At 44.1% G+C, this 14,040-nt stretch carries 16 protein-coding genes; 10 read left to right on the top strand and 6 right to left on the bottom strand.

Features of this window, described 5'->3' with window-relative positions:
* The first annotated feature begins 69 nt into the window (after nucleotides 1–69).
* The 6 genes from B1728_RS23040 (at nucleotide 70) to B1728_RS23015 (ending at nucleotide 4,938) form a co-directional block, all read left to right on the top strand.
* Nucleotides 70–1,776 carry a glycoside hydrolase family 2 protein gene (locus B1728_RS23040; protein ID WP_079912753.1) on the top strand — a complete coding sequence of 569 codons (1,707 nt, stop codon included), beginning with the start codon at nucleotides 70–72 and terminating at the stop codon, nucleotides 1,774–1,776.
* 197 nt (nucleotides 1,777–1,973) lie between these two features.
* Nucleotides 1,974–2,801, top strand: a complete 828-nt coding sequence (locus tag B1728_RS23035; protein ID WP_079912752.1) for a sugar phosphate isomerase/epimerase family protein — start codon at nucleotides 1,974–1,976, stop codon at nucleotides 2,799–2,801.
* Between the two features lie 192 nt (nucleotides 2,802–2,993).
* Nucleotides 2,994–3,338: an ArsR/SmtB family transcription factor gene (locus tag B1728_RS23030; protein ID WP_079912751.1), complete on the top strand. Its 345-nt coding sequence runs from the start codon at nucleotides 2,994–2,996 to the stop codon at nucleotides 3,336–3,338.
* Nucleotides 3,338–3,838: an SRPBCC family protein gene (locus tag B1728_RS23025; protein ID WP_079912750.1), complete on the top strand. Its 501-nt coding sequence runs from the start codon at nucleotides 3,338–3,340 to the stop codon at nucleotides 3,836–3,838. Before B1728_RS23030 ends, B1728_RS23025 begins: the two co-directional genes overlap by 1 nt.
* A gap of 201 nt (nucleotides 3,839–4,039) precedes the next feature.
* Nucleotides 4,040–4,558: a nucleoside-triphosphatase gene (locus tag B1728_RS23020; RefSeq protein ID WP_079912749.1), complete on the top strand. Its 519-nt coding sequence runs from the start codon at nucleotides 4,040–4,042 to the stop codon at nucleotides 4,556–4,558.
* Nucleotides 4,559–4,665: 107 nt separating this feature from the next.
* Nucleotides 4,666–4,938: a hypothetical protein gene (locus B1728_RS23015; protein ID WP_079912748.1), complete on the top strand. Its 273-nt coding sequence runs from the start codon at nucleotides 4,666–4,668 to the stop codon at nucleotides 4,936–4,938.
* Nucleotides 4,939–4,992: 54 nt separating this feature from the next.
* Here B1728_RS23015 and B1728_RS23010 read toward each other — a convergent pair whose 3' ends face one another.
* Nucleotides 4,993–5,394: a VOC family protein gene (locus B1728_RS23010; RefSeq protein ID WP_079912747.1), complete on the bottom strand. Its 402-nt coding sequence runs from the start codon at nucleotides 5,392–5,394 to the stop codon at nucleotides 4,993–4,995.
* Between the two features lie 124 nt (nucleotides 5,395–5,518).
* On the opposite strand from B1728_RS23010, the gene B1728_RS23005 reads away from it, so the two are divergent.
* Both B1728_RS23005 and B1728_RS23000 read left to right on the top strand, forming a co-directional pair.
* Nucleotides 5,519–6,499 carry an ADP-ribosylglycohydrolase family protein gene (locus B1728_RS23005; protein ID WP_079912746.1) on the top strand — a complete coding sequence of 327 codons (981 nt, stop codon included), beginning with the start codon at nucleotides 5,519–5,521 and terminating at the stop codon, nucleotides 6,497–6,499.
* 38 nt (nucleotides 6,500–6,537) lie between these two features.
* The gene (locus tag B1728_RS23000) at nucleotides 6,538–6,729 is read left to right on the top strand and encodes a hypothetical protein (RefSeq protein ID WP_079912859.1); all 192 of its coding nucleotides are present in this window, start codon (nucleotides 6,538–6,540) and stop codon (nucleotides 6,727–6,729) included.
* A 140-nt stretch (nucleotides 6,730–6,869) separates the two neighbouring features.
* On the opposite strand, the gene B1728_RS22995 is transcribed toward B1728_RS23000, so the two are convergent.
* Nucleotides 6,870–7,316 carry a GNAT family N-acetyltransferase gene (locus B1728_RS22995; protein ID WP_079912745.1) on the bottom strand — a complete coding sequence of 149 codons (447 nt, stop codon included), beginning with the start codon at nucleotides 7,314–7,316 and terminating at the stop codon, nucleotides 6,870–6,872.
* An 82-nt stretch (nucleotides 7,317–7,398) separates the two neighbouring features.
* Entirely contained in the window at nucleotides 7,399–8,574 is a 1,176-nt protein-coding gene (locus tag B1728_RS22990) for an NADH-dependent flavin oxidoreductase (protein ID WP_079912744.1), read from the bottom strand.
* A gap of 252 nt (nucleotides 8,575–8,826) precedes the next feature.
* Between B1728_RS22990 and B1728_RS22985 the strand changes: the two genes are divergently transcribed.
* Nucleotides 8,827–9,339, top strand: a complete 513-nt coding sequence (locus B1728_RS22985) for a MerR family transcriptional regulator (RefSeq protein WP_144027967.1) — start codon at nucleotides 8,827–8,829, stop codon at nucleotides 9,337–9,339.
* A gap of 100 nt (nucleotides 9,340–9,439) precedes the next feature.
* Here B1728_RS22985 and B1728_RS22980 read toward each other — a convergent pair whose 3' ends face one another.
* From B1728_RS22980 to B1728_RS22970, 3 genes are all read right to left on the bottom strand, one after another.
* Nucleotides 9,440–10,297 carry an SDR family NAD(P)-dependent oxidoreductase gene (locus B1728_RS22980; protein ID WP_079912743.1) on the bottom strand — a complete coding sequence of 286 codons (858 nt, stop codon included), beginning with the start codon at nucleotides 10,295–10,297 and terminating at the stop codon, nucleotides 9,440–9,442.
* A gap of 161 nt (nucleotides 10,298–10,458) precedes the next feature.
* A complete protein-coding gene (mreC, locus tag B1728_RS22975) occupies nucleotides 10,459–11,250 on the bottom strand; it encodes a rod shape-determining protein MreC (RefSeq protein WP_179136158.1) in 792 nt (263 codons plus the stop codon).
* A gap of 291 nt (nucleotides 11,251–11,541) precedes the next feature.
* Nucleotides 11,542–12,579 carry a LacI family DNA-binding transcriptional regulator gene (locus tag B1728_RS22970; protein ID WP_079912741.1) on the bottom strand — a complete coding sequence of 346 codons (1,038 nt, stop codon included), beginning with the start codon at nucleotides 12,577–12,579 and terminating at the stop codon, nucleotides 11,542–11,544.
* Nucleotides 12,580–13,106: 527 nt separating this feature from the next.
* Here B1728_RS22970 and B1728_RS22965 point away from each other — a divergent pair.
* Entirely contained in the window at nucleotides 13,107–14,024 is a 918-nt protein-coding gene (locus B1728_RS22965; RefSeq protein WP_079912857.1) for an ABC transporter permease, read from the top strand.
* Nucleotides 14,025–14,040 lie beyond the last annotated feature (16 nt).

The raw sequence follows: 14,040 nt of genomic DNA, 5'->3' as shown, positions 1-14,040 counted from the left end.
TTTGTCCATAGCTGACGCTGCTTCCTTCATGATACACTTTTCGAAAAAAGCAGGAAAGGGGCTTTTCCTTTGATACGTACTTTTCGCCAGCACATCCTTCGTAAAACCCGTCTGCTGGACGGCTTATGGGACTTTGTCACTGATCCCGGCAATGTCGGCCAAACAGAAGCGTGGTACAACAATTACCCATCCGGTTCCCGCAAGCTTGTGGTTCCCTCCTGCTGGAATAATGAGTTAGGCTTGTTCGATTATATCGGTGCCGCATGGTATCGTACTTATTTTGACATAACACAGGAAAGCAGCATCCGGTTAGTGTTCGAGGGTATTCTGCATCATGCCGATATTTATGTTGATGGCCAGCACGTCGGCAGCCATTTTGGCGGCTATACGCAGTTCAGCTTGGTGCTTCCGCATCTGGCTCAAGGACGGCATGAGCTTATTGTTCGTGCAGACAGCACATTGGATTGGCAAACCCTGCCTACCGATGTGGCGGATTGGTATTCCTACGGCGGAATTATTCGTTCCGTAGAGCTTCAAGAGCTGCCCGACGTCTACATCGAATCATTGAAAATGGATTATCAGCTGACAAACGACCAAGCGGATATTTCCCTTCAGGTGCAGCTGCAATCATTAAGCAGCGAAGACAGCGAGATCGTCGTTAACGCCTCTACGGAAGGACTGGCTTTCCCGGCTGCTATAGTAAGCTTGTCTGCAGGACAGTCTGCGCAGGTAACGCTTCGAGGAAGCCTAGACAATGTCCGCAAATGGGACGTCGGCCGTCCGGAATTATATCTGTTCACCGTACAGGCAGGCGAAGACGATTACATCGACCGTACCGGCTTCCGAACCGTTGAGGTGAGTGACGGCCAAATTCTTTTAAACGGCAAAAAGCTGTATCTGCAAGGCGTGAACCGCCACGAAGAGCATCCGGAATGGGGCTTTGCTTTCCCGCCCAAGCTCATGCTGAAGGATCTTGCGATTTTGCAGGATTTGGGCTGTAACATCGTTCGTGGCTCGCATTATCCGCAAAGCCAGTTCTGGATCGATCTGCTGGATGAGCACGGGATGCTTTTGTGGAGCGAAATTCCGATGTGGGGCTGTTTTATGAGCACGGAAACGCTGGCCAGCCCTCTGTTTGCAGAGCGCGGCGTCCGCATGCTGGATGAAATGATTACGCGTGACTATCATCATCCTTCCATCATTTTCTGGGGGGCTCATAACGAGATTGATACTCGAACCCAAGAGGCGCTTGAGCTTACCAAGAAATTTGTGGGCAAAATCCGCAGTATGGATCAAAGCCGCCTGGTTACTTACGCCACCATGCATCCGGAAGAAGATATCGTCTTGTCTTATTTCGATGTCATCGGAATCAACAAATACTACGGCTGGTACCAAGGGAGCGTCGACGGCTTCCGCGACATGCTGCAGAGCTATTACCGTAATGCCGAAGCACAAGGCGCTGGAGGGAAGCCTCTCATCATGAGCGAGTTTGGTGCGGCCGGTATATTCGGAGACACGGGCTGGGAGCCCCGCTTGTTCAGCGAGGATTATCAGGCGGATGTCGTGCAGCAGGCGCTTGAGATTTTCCGCGAGGATTCTCGCATTGTAGGTACTCTTATTTGGCATTTTGCCGATATCCGCGTCGATGTACGAAGCGACCGCCCTTACTTCCGTGATCGCGCAAGGAGCTTTAACAATAAAGGACTGCTGAACGAATATCGCAAGCCTAAGCTGGCTTATCGTCTGGTCAAGGAGATTTATCGAAGGGATCAATAGTGATCGATGGCAAGGCAGTCAGAGCGAAGGGAATTGCCGGTACATTGTATCCTATCCATATGGACAAAACGCTGATGTATTGGGGAGAAAAGTTTCCGAATGCCTTATTGTAAGGCAGGGCAACGTCCTGTATAATTTTCCCATTGGGCAGCTTCGATGAATGCATCATCCAATATGAAGCTGCAGGAGGCGAGACGATGTCTTATTTATCCGTAAGTACATGGAGTCTGCACAGGCTGCTCGGTCCGCTCAGATGGACGCAGTGGGATCAGGAGACCGGCAGTCATATTACCCGCGAGCAGGATCAGCCGCAAGTCTTATCCTTGGTTGAACTGCCTGCCGAGGCCAGCTCCAGGGGATACAGTGCCGTCGAGGTGTGTCATTTTCATTTTCCTTCCACCGAGCCGGACTATTTGCAGGAGCTGCGGCAGCAATTTGAAGCATCGGGCATTTCCTTCGACACGCTTCTTCTGGATTACGGCGATTTGTCTTCAGCCGATGAGAAGCGCCGCATGGCCGATTACCGTCTGGTGCAGCATTGGATCGAAGCAGCGGCACAGGCCGGAGCAAAGCGAATACGGGTTATTGCCGGGGATTCTCCGGCATACGATGAGGAGGCCCTGCAACGCGCGGCAGCACGGTTGTCCGAGCTGCAGGAATATGCTTCCGTCCGTGGGGTCCAGGTTGTCACGGAAAATTTCCGCCCATTGACCTCCACTGGAGCTAACTGTTTGCGGCTTCTGGAAAAGGGACATCATTCGTTCCGGATGATTACGGATTTCGGCAATTTCACGGGACAGGCCAAATATGACGAAATCTCAATGACGCTGCCCTACAGCGTATCCGTACATGCCAAGGCCCATTATGATGATGCCGGTATCCCTGATGAACCGGAATTCCGCAGCTGTCTGGAGCAGCTGAAGGCGACCGGTTATAACGGAGCCGTAGTACTGATCTATGACGGCCCCGGCGATATGTGGGAAGGGCTGGAAAGAATACGGCGAATAGTAGAGCCTTATTTGTAGCAAACTTTTCAGATTTGTTAGCAGTATCATGTTCCAAACTTATGAAATGCTCCCGAGTCTCTTCACCAAAGGTTCGGGGGCATTTTCTTTTTTTAACAACGAAATAGCTAAAGAACCAATCGGAAGTTGACGACCTCTGGGCTTCTGAAGCAAGCTTCCAGTAAACTGTAACAGAATTCATCGGGAGGGCCAATGAATACTACAACCATGAATGCGCTCGCAGAACCCAACCGATTGCAGATCATCGAACTGTTGCGTGAAGGTCCGCTTACGGTCGGGGAAATTGCGGATCGGTTGCACCTTCGGCAACCCCAGGCATCCAAACATCTGAAAATCTTGAATGATGCCCATCTTGTCGAAGTACGGGCGGACGCCAACCGGCGAATCTACAGATTGCGCCCGGAACCCTTAAAGGAAATGGATGAATGGCTCGAATCGTTTCGCAGCATGTGGGAAGAACGTCTTGACCGTCTATCCGACTATCTCAATCATTTAGAAAGTACTAGTTCATCCCAAAATCCCAAGGAGGAAGTCTAATGAACAGCCAACAAGGACTTTTATTGAAACGCGAGTTTAATGCTCCTCGAGAATTGGTATTTAAGGTGTGGACCGATCCGGCACACTTTGGAAACTGGTGGGGACCTAAGAGGTTCTCTCTTGAAGTGGTAACAATGGATGTTCGTCCAGGCGGTATGTTTCTTGGCTGCCAGAAGTCTCCAGATGGGCAGCACGCAATGTGGGGCAAGTTCGTTTACCAGGAAGTGCAGGAGCCGGTGAAACTGGTATGGGTCCAATCCTTTTCCGACGAAGAAGGTAACACGGTTCGCGCTCCGTTTAATCCGAACTGGCCGCTTGAGATTCTGAATATTTTAACGCTGGAAGAATACGAGGGAAAGACGGTTTTAACGCTGCAGGGCGGTCCGATCAATGCCTCTGCTGAGGAACAGGAAGCATTTGACGCTATGGCACAGATGGTTTCACAAGGGTTCGAAGGCACGTTTGAGCAACTGGCCAATTACCTGGCTAGTCAACTGTAAGTCGATACATCGGTGAGACGGAAGCCTCGGGGAAATTACTCCGCGGCTTTTTCATTTGCCTCTAGCTTTCGGCGAACGTGTTGGACCGCCCCTGAGATGATAGGTTTGTCCACGGCAAATTTGAGGGAAGAACAGGATAACTTAACATTTTCCGCGAATAGTTTCATATCTGGATATTTTAGGGAGTGATGATTTGGAAACTTGTTTTTTATTAACCGGGAAACCTCGTGCGGGAAAATCAACAGCTATAAAACGAATCATTCAAAAAGTGGGTCCGGAATATTTTGGTGGTTTTATACTGAAGAAATACATAACCTTACAAATCGTACCGGATTTAATTGCGTGACGCTTAACGGCGAGAATGCATGTATTGCAAATGTTGATAGCGAAAGTTCGATAAGAATAGGGAGATATGGCGTTGACGTAGAAGCTTTCGAGAATGTCGCCTTAAAGGCAGTGAAGCTATCGTTAGAAACAAAGAGGATTACAGTTATTGACGAGATCGGGTTCATGCAAATGCTGTCCGCCCCTTTTGAAAAAATGATCCATGAAGTTATTTCGAGTTCGCAGCATATTATTATAGGAACCATTTGTGCAGATAGTCATCCAAGCATTAATAAGATAAAGAAACTGTCCGGGATAAAACTTTATCATTTGAATGAAGAAAACCGTGAGTTGATAACAAAAACAGTGGCAAATGATATTCTTAAGTTTTTATAACGCATTAGGTAAAATGTGCGCAAGGAGGAGTTTTATGGGTTCGCGGTTGACAGAAGCAAGATTCAGACCCGGCCTTTTTACAAAGATGGTATTCAGATTTTAGCAAAATGAATACAAAGCTGCTTTGTCATTATAATATGGGATACCTTAAAGATTGGCTGGAAATGGATTCTCTCCCGAGAGATATAGACGATATAACTCAAACCGACCTACAGAAATTTATTGAAGTAATGTACGGGGATTTTGAAATTATAGAAGAAAATAAAGACTGCAGACTGGAAGTATATCATTTTGATGACATTATCGAGTACATAAACTTATCAAAAATTAAGGCTATTGCCGTCATTGAAGAGATCACATCTGAATTCCAGTCAAAATAAAGCGGGGTGCAAAAAAACACCGGTCCCCTGCTTAAGGTTACCGGCGTTTCCATATCAGCGTTTCGGCATTTTGCTCTGATCCATGTACAGCAGGTTCCAGCGGTGTCCGTCCAGGTCGGCGAATCCTGCGCCGTACATCCAGCCGTCCGTTTCACTCGGCTTGCTAAAGATGCTTCCTCCGGCAGCCTCTACTTTTTGAATAAAGGCATCTACTTCTTCTCTGCTTTCAGCGCCAATGGAAAAAATGACCTCTGCACTATGGGAAGTATCTGCGGTTTTTGCACCTGTAAAGTCCTCAAACGCCGCATTCGGGAAGAGCAGAATCGTTGTTTGGCCTATGGCAAGCTTGGCTCTCTCGTTACCAAAGCTCACCGCATGGAATCCAATCTCATTGAAAAAGGCAGTCGACCTCTCAACATCTTTGACCGGCAGGTTAATCCAAATCTCCTGTGACATGGCTGTAGCCTCCTGGAATATATTTTCAACTACTACTCCTACTATACTCTACTTCAGGCAGCAGAAGAGAATCTAAATTGAACATGCAACTAAATTCAAATTACAAACGAAACGGGTGAAAACAATGGCACCGAATTATACTGCACTACAAAGGATTACCGCATGTTTTAAAGGGATCGCAACGGGCGATGCGATTGGAAAACAAACTGAATCCTTACAATATGAAGAGATTCGTGAATGGTTCCCCAATGGCATTAATGGATTTGAAGGTGAAGTTGGAGTGGTCATGCCGAGATATAAAGGAAAGCACTATGACTATAGATTTGGAGAAACAACTGACGATACGGAGCAAACTCTCGCGATTGCCAAAGTGATTGTAGAAGGACTGCCGATTACTCATACCGCTGTCGGTAAGCAACTTATGCTATGTAAAAAGTCTAATCGCCTTACATTGGCACTTGGAAGATTTCAGGAGCAGGGGGATCCAAACCGCGTAACTTTTGAAGGTAATGGTTGTGGGGCAGCTATGCGTGTCGCACCTGTAGGGGCTTTATATTCATCAGCTAAAATACAAGATCTCCTTTCTTCTGTGTTTGAAGCGTCCATCCCAACACACGGCGGGAGAATAGCGATAAGTGGCGCAAGTGCAGTAGCAGCTGCAGTTTCCGCAGCAATTGATAATAAATCCCCGGAAGAAGTTCTTCAACATTCTGTTTTAGCTGCGAGAAATTCGGAGAAATATCGGCCTGAAGGCTCAGAGGATCCTATATGTATTGCTGATTTAATTTTGCAGATATTCGATGATCTTGCTAGCGAGAAAGACATCTCCCTAGATCGGATCAAAGAAAAATACATGCCTTGGAAAACCCCATATATTGTAGCCCTGGCAATAAACTTTGCTGTGCTTACAAAGTCTGCGGATAAAACAATTTTATTGGCTTCTAACTTAGGCGGGGATACCGACTCTGTGGCTTCAATGGGGGCCGGAATAGCTGCTGCCATGTTTCCTGAAACATTAAACAATAGCTGGTACACCTCTGTTGAGAAAGTAAATGGAGGGGAGATAGTAGCATTAGCACCTATTATTGCAGCTCTTAGGACGTAGAAATGATGATTACATTTAAAGCAAAGAAAGGGTTCCATATGAAAGAATATTTTATTAGGTTGATTTTCGGGCTGTTAGCTATCGGAATTGTCCTAGGTATAGCTTATATTTTTAATATCGACTGGCTGCAAGAAGGAAAACCTGAACGCAACATTTTTAAACTACTAATAGTATTTGTTGGAGGTTGGGGTGGCTGGTATCTATACAAAGCAATTAATAAGGAAAAGTAATGAAGAATTTTCGTACCCTATTCCTTATTGAAGTAACGGGTACGATAGTGGGAGCTTGCAACGGAGCAAGCTCCTCTTCGTTCATTAAAGTCACTGGCAATTTAGGTAAAAAAGATCTCAATCTAAGTGAGTTCAAATGCTTATATAATTGAGTAGTTAACCCAATCCCCCTGCATGGCTCCCATCTTATCAAAAAACTGTTGAGCTCGTATATTATCCGTTGCCGTTATCCAAGACATATGAGTAAATTGATGCTCTTTTGTGTACTTGTGACATTCTAAAAACAGTTGTGATTCCACTTCTGTATCCCGTAATTGCTCAATTACAAAGAGGTCGTTCATGACAGTGTATTTATCTGCTTTCATGGTGCTGAGAGTAAAATATAATGTGGCAAAACCAACTAACTTCCCATCTTGTAATGCGACAAACTGTACACCTTCCTGTCTCTCTAGAAGCTTTTGAATCAACTGATGAAGTTTTTCAGTGGTAGGTCGAGGCTTCTTATAAAAACCAACAATGTATTCATACATTAACTCGGTCAAGCTGTTCAAATCATCAAGTTCAGCATATCTTATGACAAGTGACATAATGAAACCCTCCTAGTCAGTATTGCATAAATATACAATATTACGAAACAATATACAATATAATGTTGGTATAATAACGTCATTAAACTATCGGGTATGTTAGCTTATTGCCGTGAAAGGGGGAAGTTCGTATGATGCCATTAGAGATAGGGAACCATCCTGGGGTATTAATAATTTTCAACCATAATGGATCAGCAATCCCCAATTTTTCTTGATCATCTAAAGTTAACTCAGTACGAATTTCGTTTTCCTTACCTAGCGTTATTTTTTCTACCCAATCTGGGTCGATAATCAGTTCTCGTCCAAGTGCAATAAATGGAAGTCCCGATTGTAACGCTCTTAGTGCCTCGTCAGGGGTGCGGATCGAACCTACACCGATAACGGAAACTCTTTGCCCGACGAGCTCGTAAATTAGTTCCATTCTAGAGCGATGGTCCTCTACTCCACGCCTAGGCATAGACCAAAAGTCCATTAAAGAGATATGCAAATAATCCAAATTTTTATTTGCGAGGACATCCAACAATTTAAGTGTATCGTCCATTGTAATACCGGGTGTCCATTCTTCTTCTGGCGATAACCGATATCCCACGAGAAACGGCTGTTTGGCATACTTAGCCACTACTTTTTGGACTTCATCTACAACAGCGAGCGGAAACGCCATACGTTTGTCTATATTTCCTCCCCAACGATCATTGCGTTGGTTTGTGTACGGTGAGAAAAATTGTTGAATAAGAAATCGATTTGCCCCGTGAATCTCTACCCCGTCGAAACCAGCCTCGATTGCCCTCCGAGTGCTAGCGCCAAACGCATGAATGATCTCCCCAATTTCCTGCTCTTCAAGTGCTCGGGGGATTATGCTCGACCCTTCTTTAGGAACTGCACTCGCACTTACAATATCACCGACCGGTGTCAATTCCGGCGAACTTTCGCGGCCGCCATGAAAGATTTGCAGAATGGCTTTTGCCCCACGTTTCTTTATTGTTGTTGCCAGGCGTTGTAAACTCGGGATCTTATCATCATGATCAGCCGCCAATTCGCCGCCAAATACCCTGCTATTTGATGTGACTATTGCACTCCCCGTTATAACCATTCCAACACCGTTCGAACGTCTTTCGTAATAGGCGAGTAATTCATCAGAAATCGTACCGTCTTGCTGAGAATAAGATATCGTCATTGGCGCATGAACAATGCGGTTCTTTACTTCGATACCATTCTTGAAATGAAACGACTCCATTAAAGGTCGATATTTAGGGTTCATAGATGCCCGCTCCTTTAGTAGAATTTATTGGAATTATTGCATTGGGTTCACTCATTTGAATTATGTACATCTCCTCCTTTATATGGTCGGGATTTTCTCTATGCCAGACCATAATAAAAGTTGGTGTCGAATCCAAGTCAAGGGGAGATAACAAAGGAGTTGCCCAAGGATAAGAGTTGGGAGAGCAAATTTGACTTGGAGTCGGCTCCAAGATGTATAATACTCAAGAATGCAATTCGGGAGGGGACGCAAATGGCAGAACAAACGTTTACGATCAAGCAAGCCGCTGAGCAAACTGGAATTTCCGAGGACACGATCCGTTTTTACGAAAAAATCGTGCTGCTTCCTCCGGCTGAACGAAAGGAAAACGGGCATCGCGTCTATCGAAAAGAGGATATCAACAGGATCAAGCTGATATCCTGTCTCAAAAAGACGGGAATGCCGCTAGAGGCTATGCGGCCATTTTTGGCGGCTTCGGTCGACAGCGTTTCCGCGGAATACCCCGAACTGGTGGATCAATTAAGAAGTCACCGTGAAACTATCGTAAATCAAATTTCCTCACTTCAGCAGATCGTTGATTTTATTGACATAAAGCTGAAAGAAGGGAGACCCCGTAAGGAATGCTCAGATCAAAGCCAAGACGAAGCTTTAGAAGAACACAAGGAGAAAGAAAAGATAAAGCCCATTTCCGTCATGGAGATGAGTTATTTTTCCGCATATGCGAAAACGGATAAGTTACCAACTGGTAGACTGACGGAAGATTAAGCTAGCGGGGCACGATAGCTTAATAAACAACTAAGACGCGCCGGCCGGTATCAATCGGCAGGCGCGTTACGCTAATGGGAAAATCAATACAACCGTAAGGTTAAAAATTACGTTGTAAAAATTCGTGTTTGTAAATCGCATGAATCCTTTCCAAAACGTTTTGCGCTTGGTCTTTAAATTTTAATTCTGTTACCTGACCTTTCAGCAAAAACACTCCGGTCTCATTGCGGTGTTCCCCGAGAGCACCTTCATACAGCTTGTTGGCGCCGTGGGTCGGCGGGGAGAAAAACAGCTTCATCAACGGCTTAACCAATAGGGGCAGGCCAGATTTTTTCCCTTTTCTTAGCGTATTATTGCTACCCGGGTCAACACTGCGGATTTTAATGTCGTCCTCGGCAAGCTTCGGCGCGATGGCTTGAGTCCACAGCGAAAGGGCTAGCTTCGAGGTGGCGTAAGGACCAATTAGCTTGCGGAAGATTTTGGGGTGCTCTAGAATTTCGATATTAAATTCCTTCGTGAATTTTAACGCTGAAGATGAGGTGTTGATCACCGTTTTTAAGCGACCGTTTGTTATGAGTTCCTTCAATTCCATCAGAATGATATATGGAACGACCGTCTGCAGTTCGTAATGCTTTTCACGCCCTTGTTTCGAATAGCTCAGCTCGGGAAAGGTCCCGCCGGCGTTGTTGAACAAAATATCGATCCTCTGTTCATTGTTTTTGATCTCTTCAAAAGTTCTTCTCAAGCTGGCGTAATCGGTAAGATCAGCTGTTTTATAAATTCGAAGCCATCCGCCATGGATGGCTTTTTGAATACTCATATCGTCAGCCGGGAAGTCGGAACGGTTCAAAGCAACCACCTGCCAATCCTCCGAAAGCAATTTCTTGGTTAATTCTAATCCGATCCCGGAGCTTGCACCCGTAATCAATGCGATATTTTCACTTTGGTTCTTGTTCATTGTATGCCTCCTCCAGATAACGAGGTATTTCACCTGCTAGCACACATTCTATAAGCTGGAGTCGACTCCAAGTCAAGATACTAAAACAAAATTGTATGGTTCGGCTATTCCTGTCATTACTGTGACTTAATGCACAACTCTTCAGAGGTTGATCCCTGATATTAACTACGTCTTTCTACGATAAATACATAGGAGATTTGACTAGGATTAAATTCAAGTTTTATTCTAGCTTCCCTAGTTAATGTTGAGGAATTACTTATTGAGTCTATTGTTCCTACTCTAATCCCTTCAGGGAACACTCCTCCAAGTCCACTAGTAATTACAGTGTTGCCAGCCTCGATCTTGCTATTCTCTTCTATCTTTTTCATGACAAAGTATTGTTCTTCGTTACCAGTATCTAATTTTTCATTAATGAATTCCGTAATAATACCTGTTGTTTGATCATTTTCTTTTAGCTTAACAGATATTGCTTTTGAAGTTTGTTCATTCCCTAAATTTGTTATGAGAGCTACAACGGAACTATGCTCTTGCACATCACTTATTAAACCAATTAATCCGGACTGAGTAATGACAGCCATATCTTTTTTTATTCCATCATTTGCGCCAAGATCAATATTAAGTGAGGTTGCGATTATTCCATCATGTGAAACGGTAGAGCATGACGCATATTGCAATATAAAATCTGTTTCTTCCTCGAACCTTTTTTTGAAAGCTAATGCTTCATTCAGTACAATATTTTGATATTCAGCGTTATTTAGCTCGGTCTTGACTAAGGCTTGGAAAACAAGAGCATTTCTCTTTAATATGTCATTCTCTTTTCGAGTGATTGCTATTTCGTTAGAAGTTGATTTAATCAGAGAAATAAATTCTAACAGCTCCTTTTTATAAGAAATTAATAGGAAAGAAATTACTGCTATGAAACATACACAAAGAAATATCCATTTTTTGGCCAACAATGAATCACACCTTCTTGCTATCTGGGTAGCTAAACTTCTACCAGTTATTGTAAACCAAATCTAATATACAGACAACTTTTGCGGGATCTAACCGGTAAAAACTGGATGATCTCATAATACGACGACGGTACTCTAGCTCAATAAATAAAGCAGCAGCCCAGGATTTAAAATCCAAGGCTGCTGCTGTTGTTGCCTCTGAAGAAGCATAAATGGTTGCTGCGGGACCATAACATGTGTATCCGTCGGGTACTTCAGTTAACACTATGCTGATCACATCTGAAAGGTTTATTAACGGATATGAGGTGTAGATTCTCTGATAATCGGTTTGGTATAGATGTGTGTGACTTGATAAGGCTGCTTCGGGTTATGAATGCGAGATAGGAGCATTTCGGCCGCCTTGATGCCCATCTCGTTGCTATAAATATGTACCGTCGTGAGATGGGGTTCAACGATGCTGGATTCCGGCGCGTTATCGAAACCGCAAATGACGATGTCGTTCGGAATGGACCGTTTGTTCTTGAGCGCCTTCATGAAGGAAACAGCGATATAATCGTTGGCACATACGAAAGCGGAAGGCAGCTCGTTTATATTCGACAGTTTATCGTCGGCCCACGCCGGGCTTGAGAAGAATTGCCGGTCGTCATCGAGAATGCACTTCGAGCGATCGAGCTGAATGCCATATTCCGTCAGGGCGCGGTTAAAGCCAGCCCAGCGCTCATTAAAACTTTTACAGTGATTATAATCCCCGATAAACCCTAGCGTAGTATAACCGGCATCAATTAACTTTTTCGTGAGTTGATAGGTGCTGTGTTCGTTCTCCATAAGCAATACATCGGCTTGAAATTCCGGGTAACAGACATGTGCAGAACAATCAATAAAAATGGTCGGAATATCAAGACTTGTAATCAGCTTACTATATTCCAAGTTGAATAATTCGATACAAATGATGCCGTCCACGTTGGAAGTATCGAAATTGTTCGGAAGGGACAAGGACTCCTTTTCATTGTCTCTAATAATGTGGATGGATAAATTGTAGCCCTCCGCGCTGATGTGTTTCTCCAGGCCGCTAATCAATGTCGATCCAAAGTGGAACGTGTCAGGCAGGTTCTCGGTTAATAATGCAATGTTCCCGGAGTTCCTTGATAGGAGGTTGTCTGTCTCCATAAAAGCAAATTGCTTATATTTTAACTCGATCGCTTTTTTTATCACTTTGTTTCGGGTTTCATCGGGTATATTGTTCGATCCATTCAAGGCTTTGGAAGCTGTATTCCTGGAAATCCCCAAAGCATCTGCGATGTCCTGAATGGTTACCTTTTCCTTAGCCATGTATGTCATTTCACCTCAGTCATCATGTTCATAAGATTTCCCACGAATTGTGCAAGATTTGTCATTTGTCCAACTACCTATAATGTATAATAGTTTGCTTGAAATAGCAATATCGTTTTTACAAATGCACAATTTGAATGCGTTTTTAGCAAATGTAAAGTATGCAAAATAAACATGGCGCGGTCGATTTTCATGTAAAAAAGTCAAGGAGAGCTTAATGAAGTAGTGAATAGTGCATGTTTACTACAACGCTTCTCATATAAATCGTCTGAAATTATAATTATGTAAAATTTTAATCTAATTTATGAACAAATTATTATTACAAATGCACAATAATAATTTTACAAAATGTATTGACGGAAGATGGCTGCTCTGATAAATTGTAAATGCAGCAGGACATACACAGAAATAAAAACCTTTTACTTTTACCCTTTAACTATGCCCTTACTGCATTAAAATGTAAACTTTGTATAGGAACGGAGGTAAAGGCATTGCATAACGCGATAGAAATCGACCGCAGCAGAGTAATGAAGAAACGCAAGAGTTCCTTGCTTACGGACGTAAAGAAGCACTACTTTCTATATCTGCTGCTTTCGCCGGCTGTGATTTTGACCCTTATTTTTAAATACGGTCCGATGTATGGTGCGGTCATCGCCTTTAAAGATTTCAGCCCAATCAAAGGGATTCTGGGAAGCAAGTGGGCAGGTCTGCACAACTTCGAGAAGTTCTTGTCCTCTCCCAATTTCGAAGTCATTTTTATGAATACGCTTAAATTGAGTTTCTTCGGATTGATTCTGAGCTTTCCAGTGCCTATTTTACTCGCCTTGATGCTAAATCAGATTCGCCGTGCGAGAGTCAAAAAGAACATTCAGTTGTTCTTGTATGCGCCGAATTTTATATCTGTTGTCGTAGTGGTCGGGATGCTGTTTATTTTCTTGTCCCCGACGGGGCCGATGAATCAGTTCTTCGCTTGGGTGACAGGAGAGCCGATCATGTTCATGTCTCGACCGGAGTACTTCCGCTGGATCTACATTTTATCCGATATTTGGACGGGGGCCGGCTGGGCATCCATTATTTATGTCGCAGCGCTTGCTAACGTCGATCCTGAGCTGCATCATGCTGCCAACCTCGATGGTGCGAATCTGCTTCAAAGAATACGACATATCGATCTGCCCGCAATTCGTCCCATTATGGCCATCGTATTTATTCTTGCAGCCGGCGGCATTATGTCCATTGGATTCGAGAAAGCTTATCTGATGCAGACGGCCATGAACTTGCCAACATCGGAAATTATCCCGACGTATGTGTACAAAATCGGGTTGCAGAAAGGCGACTATGCTTATTCAGCTGCCGTAGGATTATTTAATTCAGTCATTAATGTCGTCCTGCTCGTCACCGTTAACTTCATCGTGAAGAAGCTGAATGAGGGCGAAGGCCTTTACTAAGAAAGGAGCATCAAGT

It is taken from the genome of Paenibacillus sp. 32352 (genome assembly GCF_002042965.1).
In the GTDB taxonomy this organism is placed as follows: domain Bacteria; phylum Bacillota; class Bacilli; order Paenibacillales; family NBRC-103111; genus Paenibacillus_S; species Paenibacillus_S vulneris.
The sequence above is the reverse complement of the archived record's forward strand: the minus strand, read 5'-3'. Positions and strand labels throughout refer to the sequence as shown.

Bases quoted from the DNA above. Each gene is read 5' to 3' on its own strand.
- B1728_RS23035 (WP_079912752.1), top strand. From the start codon at position 1,974: ATGTCTTATTTATCCGTAAGTACATGGAGTCTGCACAGGCTGCTCGGT.
- B1728_RS23030 (WP_079912751.1), top strand. From the start codon at position 2,994: ATGAATACTACAACCATGAATGCGCTCGCAGAACCCAACCGATTGCAG.
- B1728_RS23025 (WP_079912750.1), top strand. From the start codon at position 3,338: ATGAACAGCCAACAAGGACTTTTATTGAAACGCGAGTTTAATGCTCCT.
- B1728_RS23015 (WP_079912748.1), top strand. From the start codon at position 4,666: ATGAATACAAAGCTGCTTTGTCATTATAATATGGGATACCTTAAAGAT.
- B1728_RS23010 (WP_079912747.1), bottom strand. From the start codon at position 5,394: ATGTCACAGGAGATTTGGATTAACCTGCCGGTCAAAGATGTTGAGAGG.
- B1728_RS23005 (WP_079912746.1), top strand. From the start codon at position 5,519: ATGGCACCGAATTATACTGCACTACAAAGGATTACCGCATGTTTTAAA.
- B1728_RS23000 (WP_079912859.1), top strand. From the start codon at position 6,538: ATGAAAGAATATTTTATTAGGTTGATTTTCGGGCTGTTAGCTATCGGA.
- B1728_RS22995 (WP_079912745.1), bottom strand. From the start codon at position 7,316: ATGTCACTTGTCATAAGATATGCTGAACTTGATGATTTGAACAGCTTG.
- B1728_RS22990 (WP_079912744.1), bottom strand. From the start codon at position 8,574: ATGAACCCTAAATATCGACCTTTAATGGAGTCGTTTCATTTCAAGAAT.
- B1728_RS22985 (WP_144027967.1), top strand. From the start codon at position 8,827: ATGGCAGAACAAACGTTTACGATCAAGCAAGCCGCTGAGCAAACTGGA.
- B1728_RS22980 (WP_079912743.1), bottom strand. From the start codon at position 10,297: ATGAACAAGAACCAAAGTGAAAATATCGCATTGATTACGGGTGCAAGC.
- B1728_RS22970 (WP_079912741.1), bottom strand. From the start codon at position 12,579: ATGGCTAAGGAAAAGGTAACCATTCAGGACATCGCAGATGCTTTGGGG.
- B1728_RS22965 (WP_079912857.1), top strand. From the start codon at position 13,107: ATGAAGAAACGCAAGAGTTCCTTGCTTACGGACGTAAAGAAGCACTAC.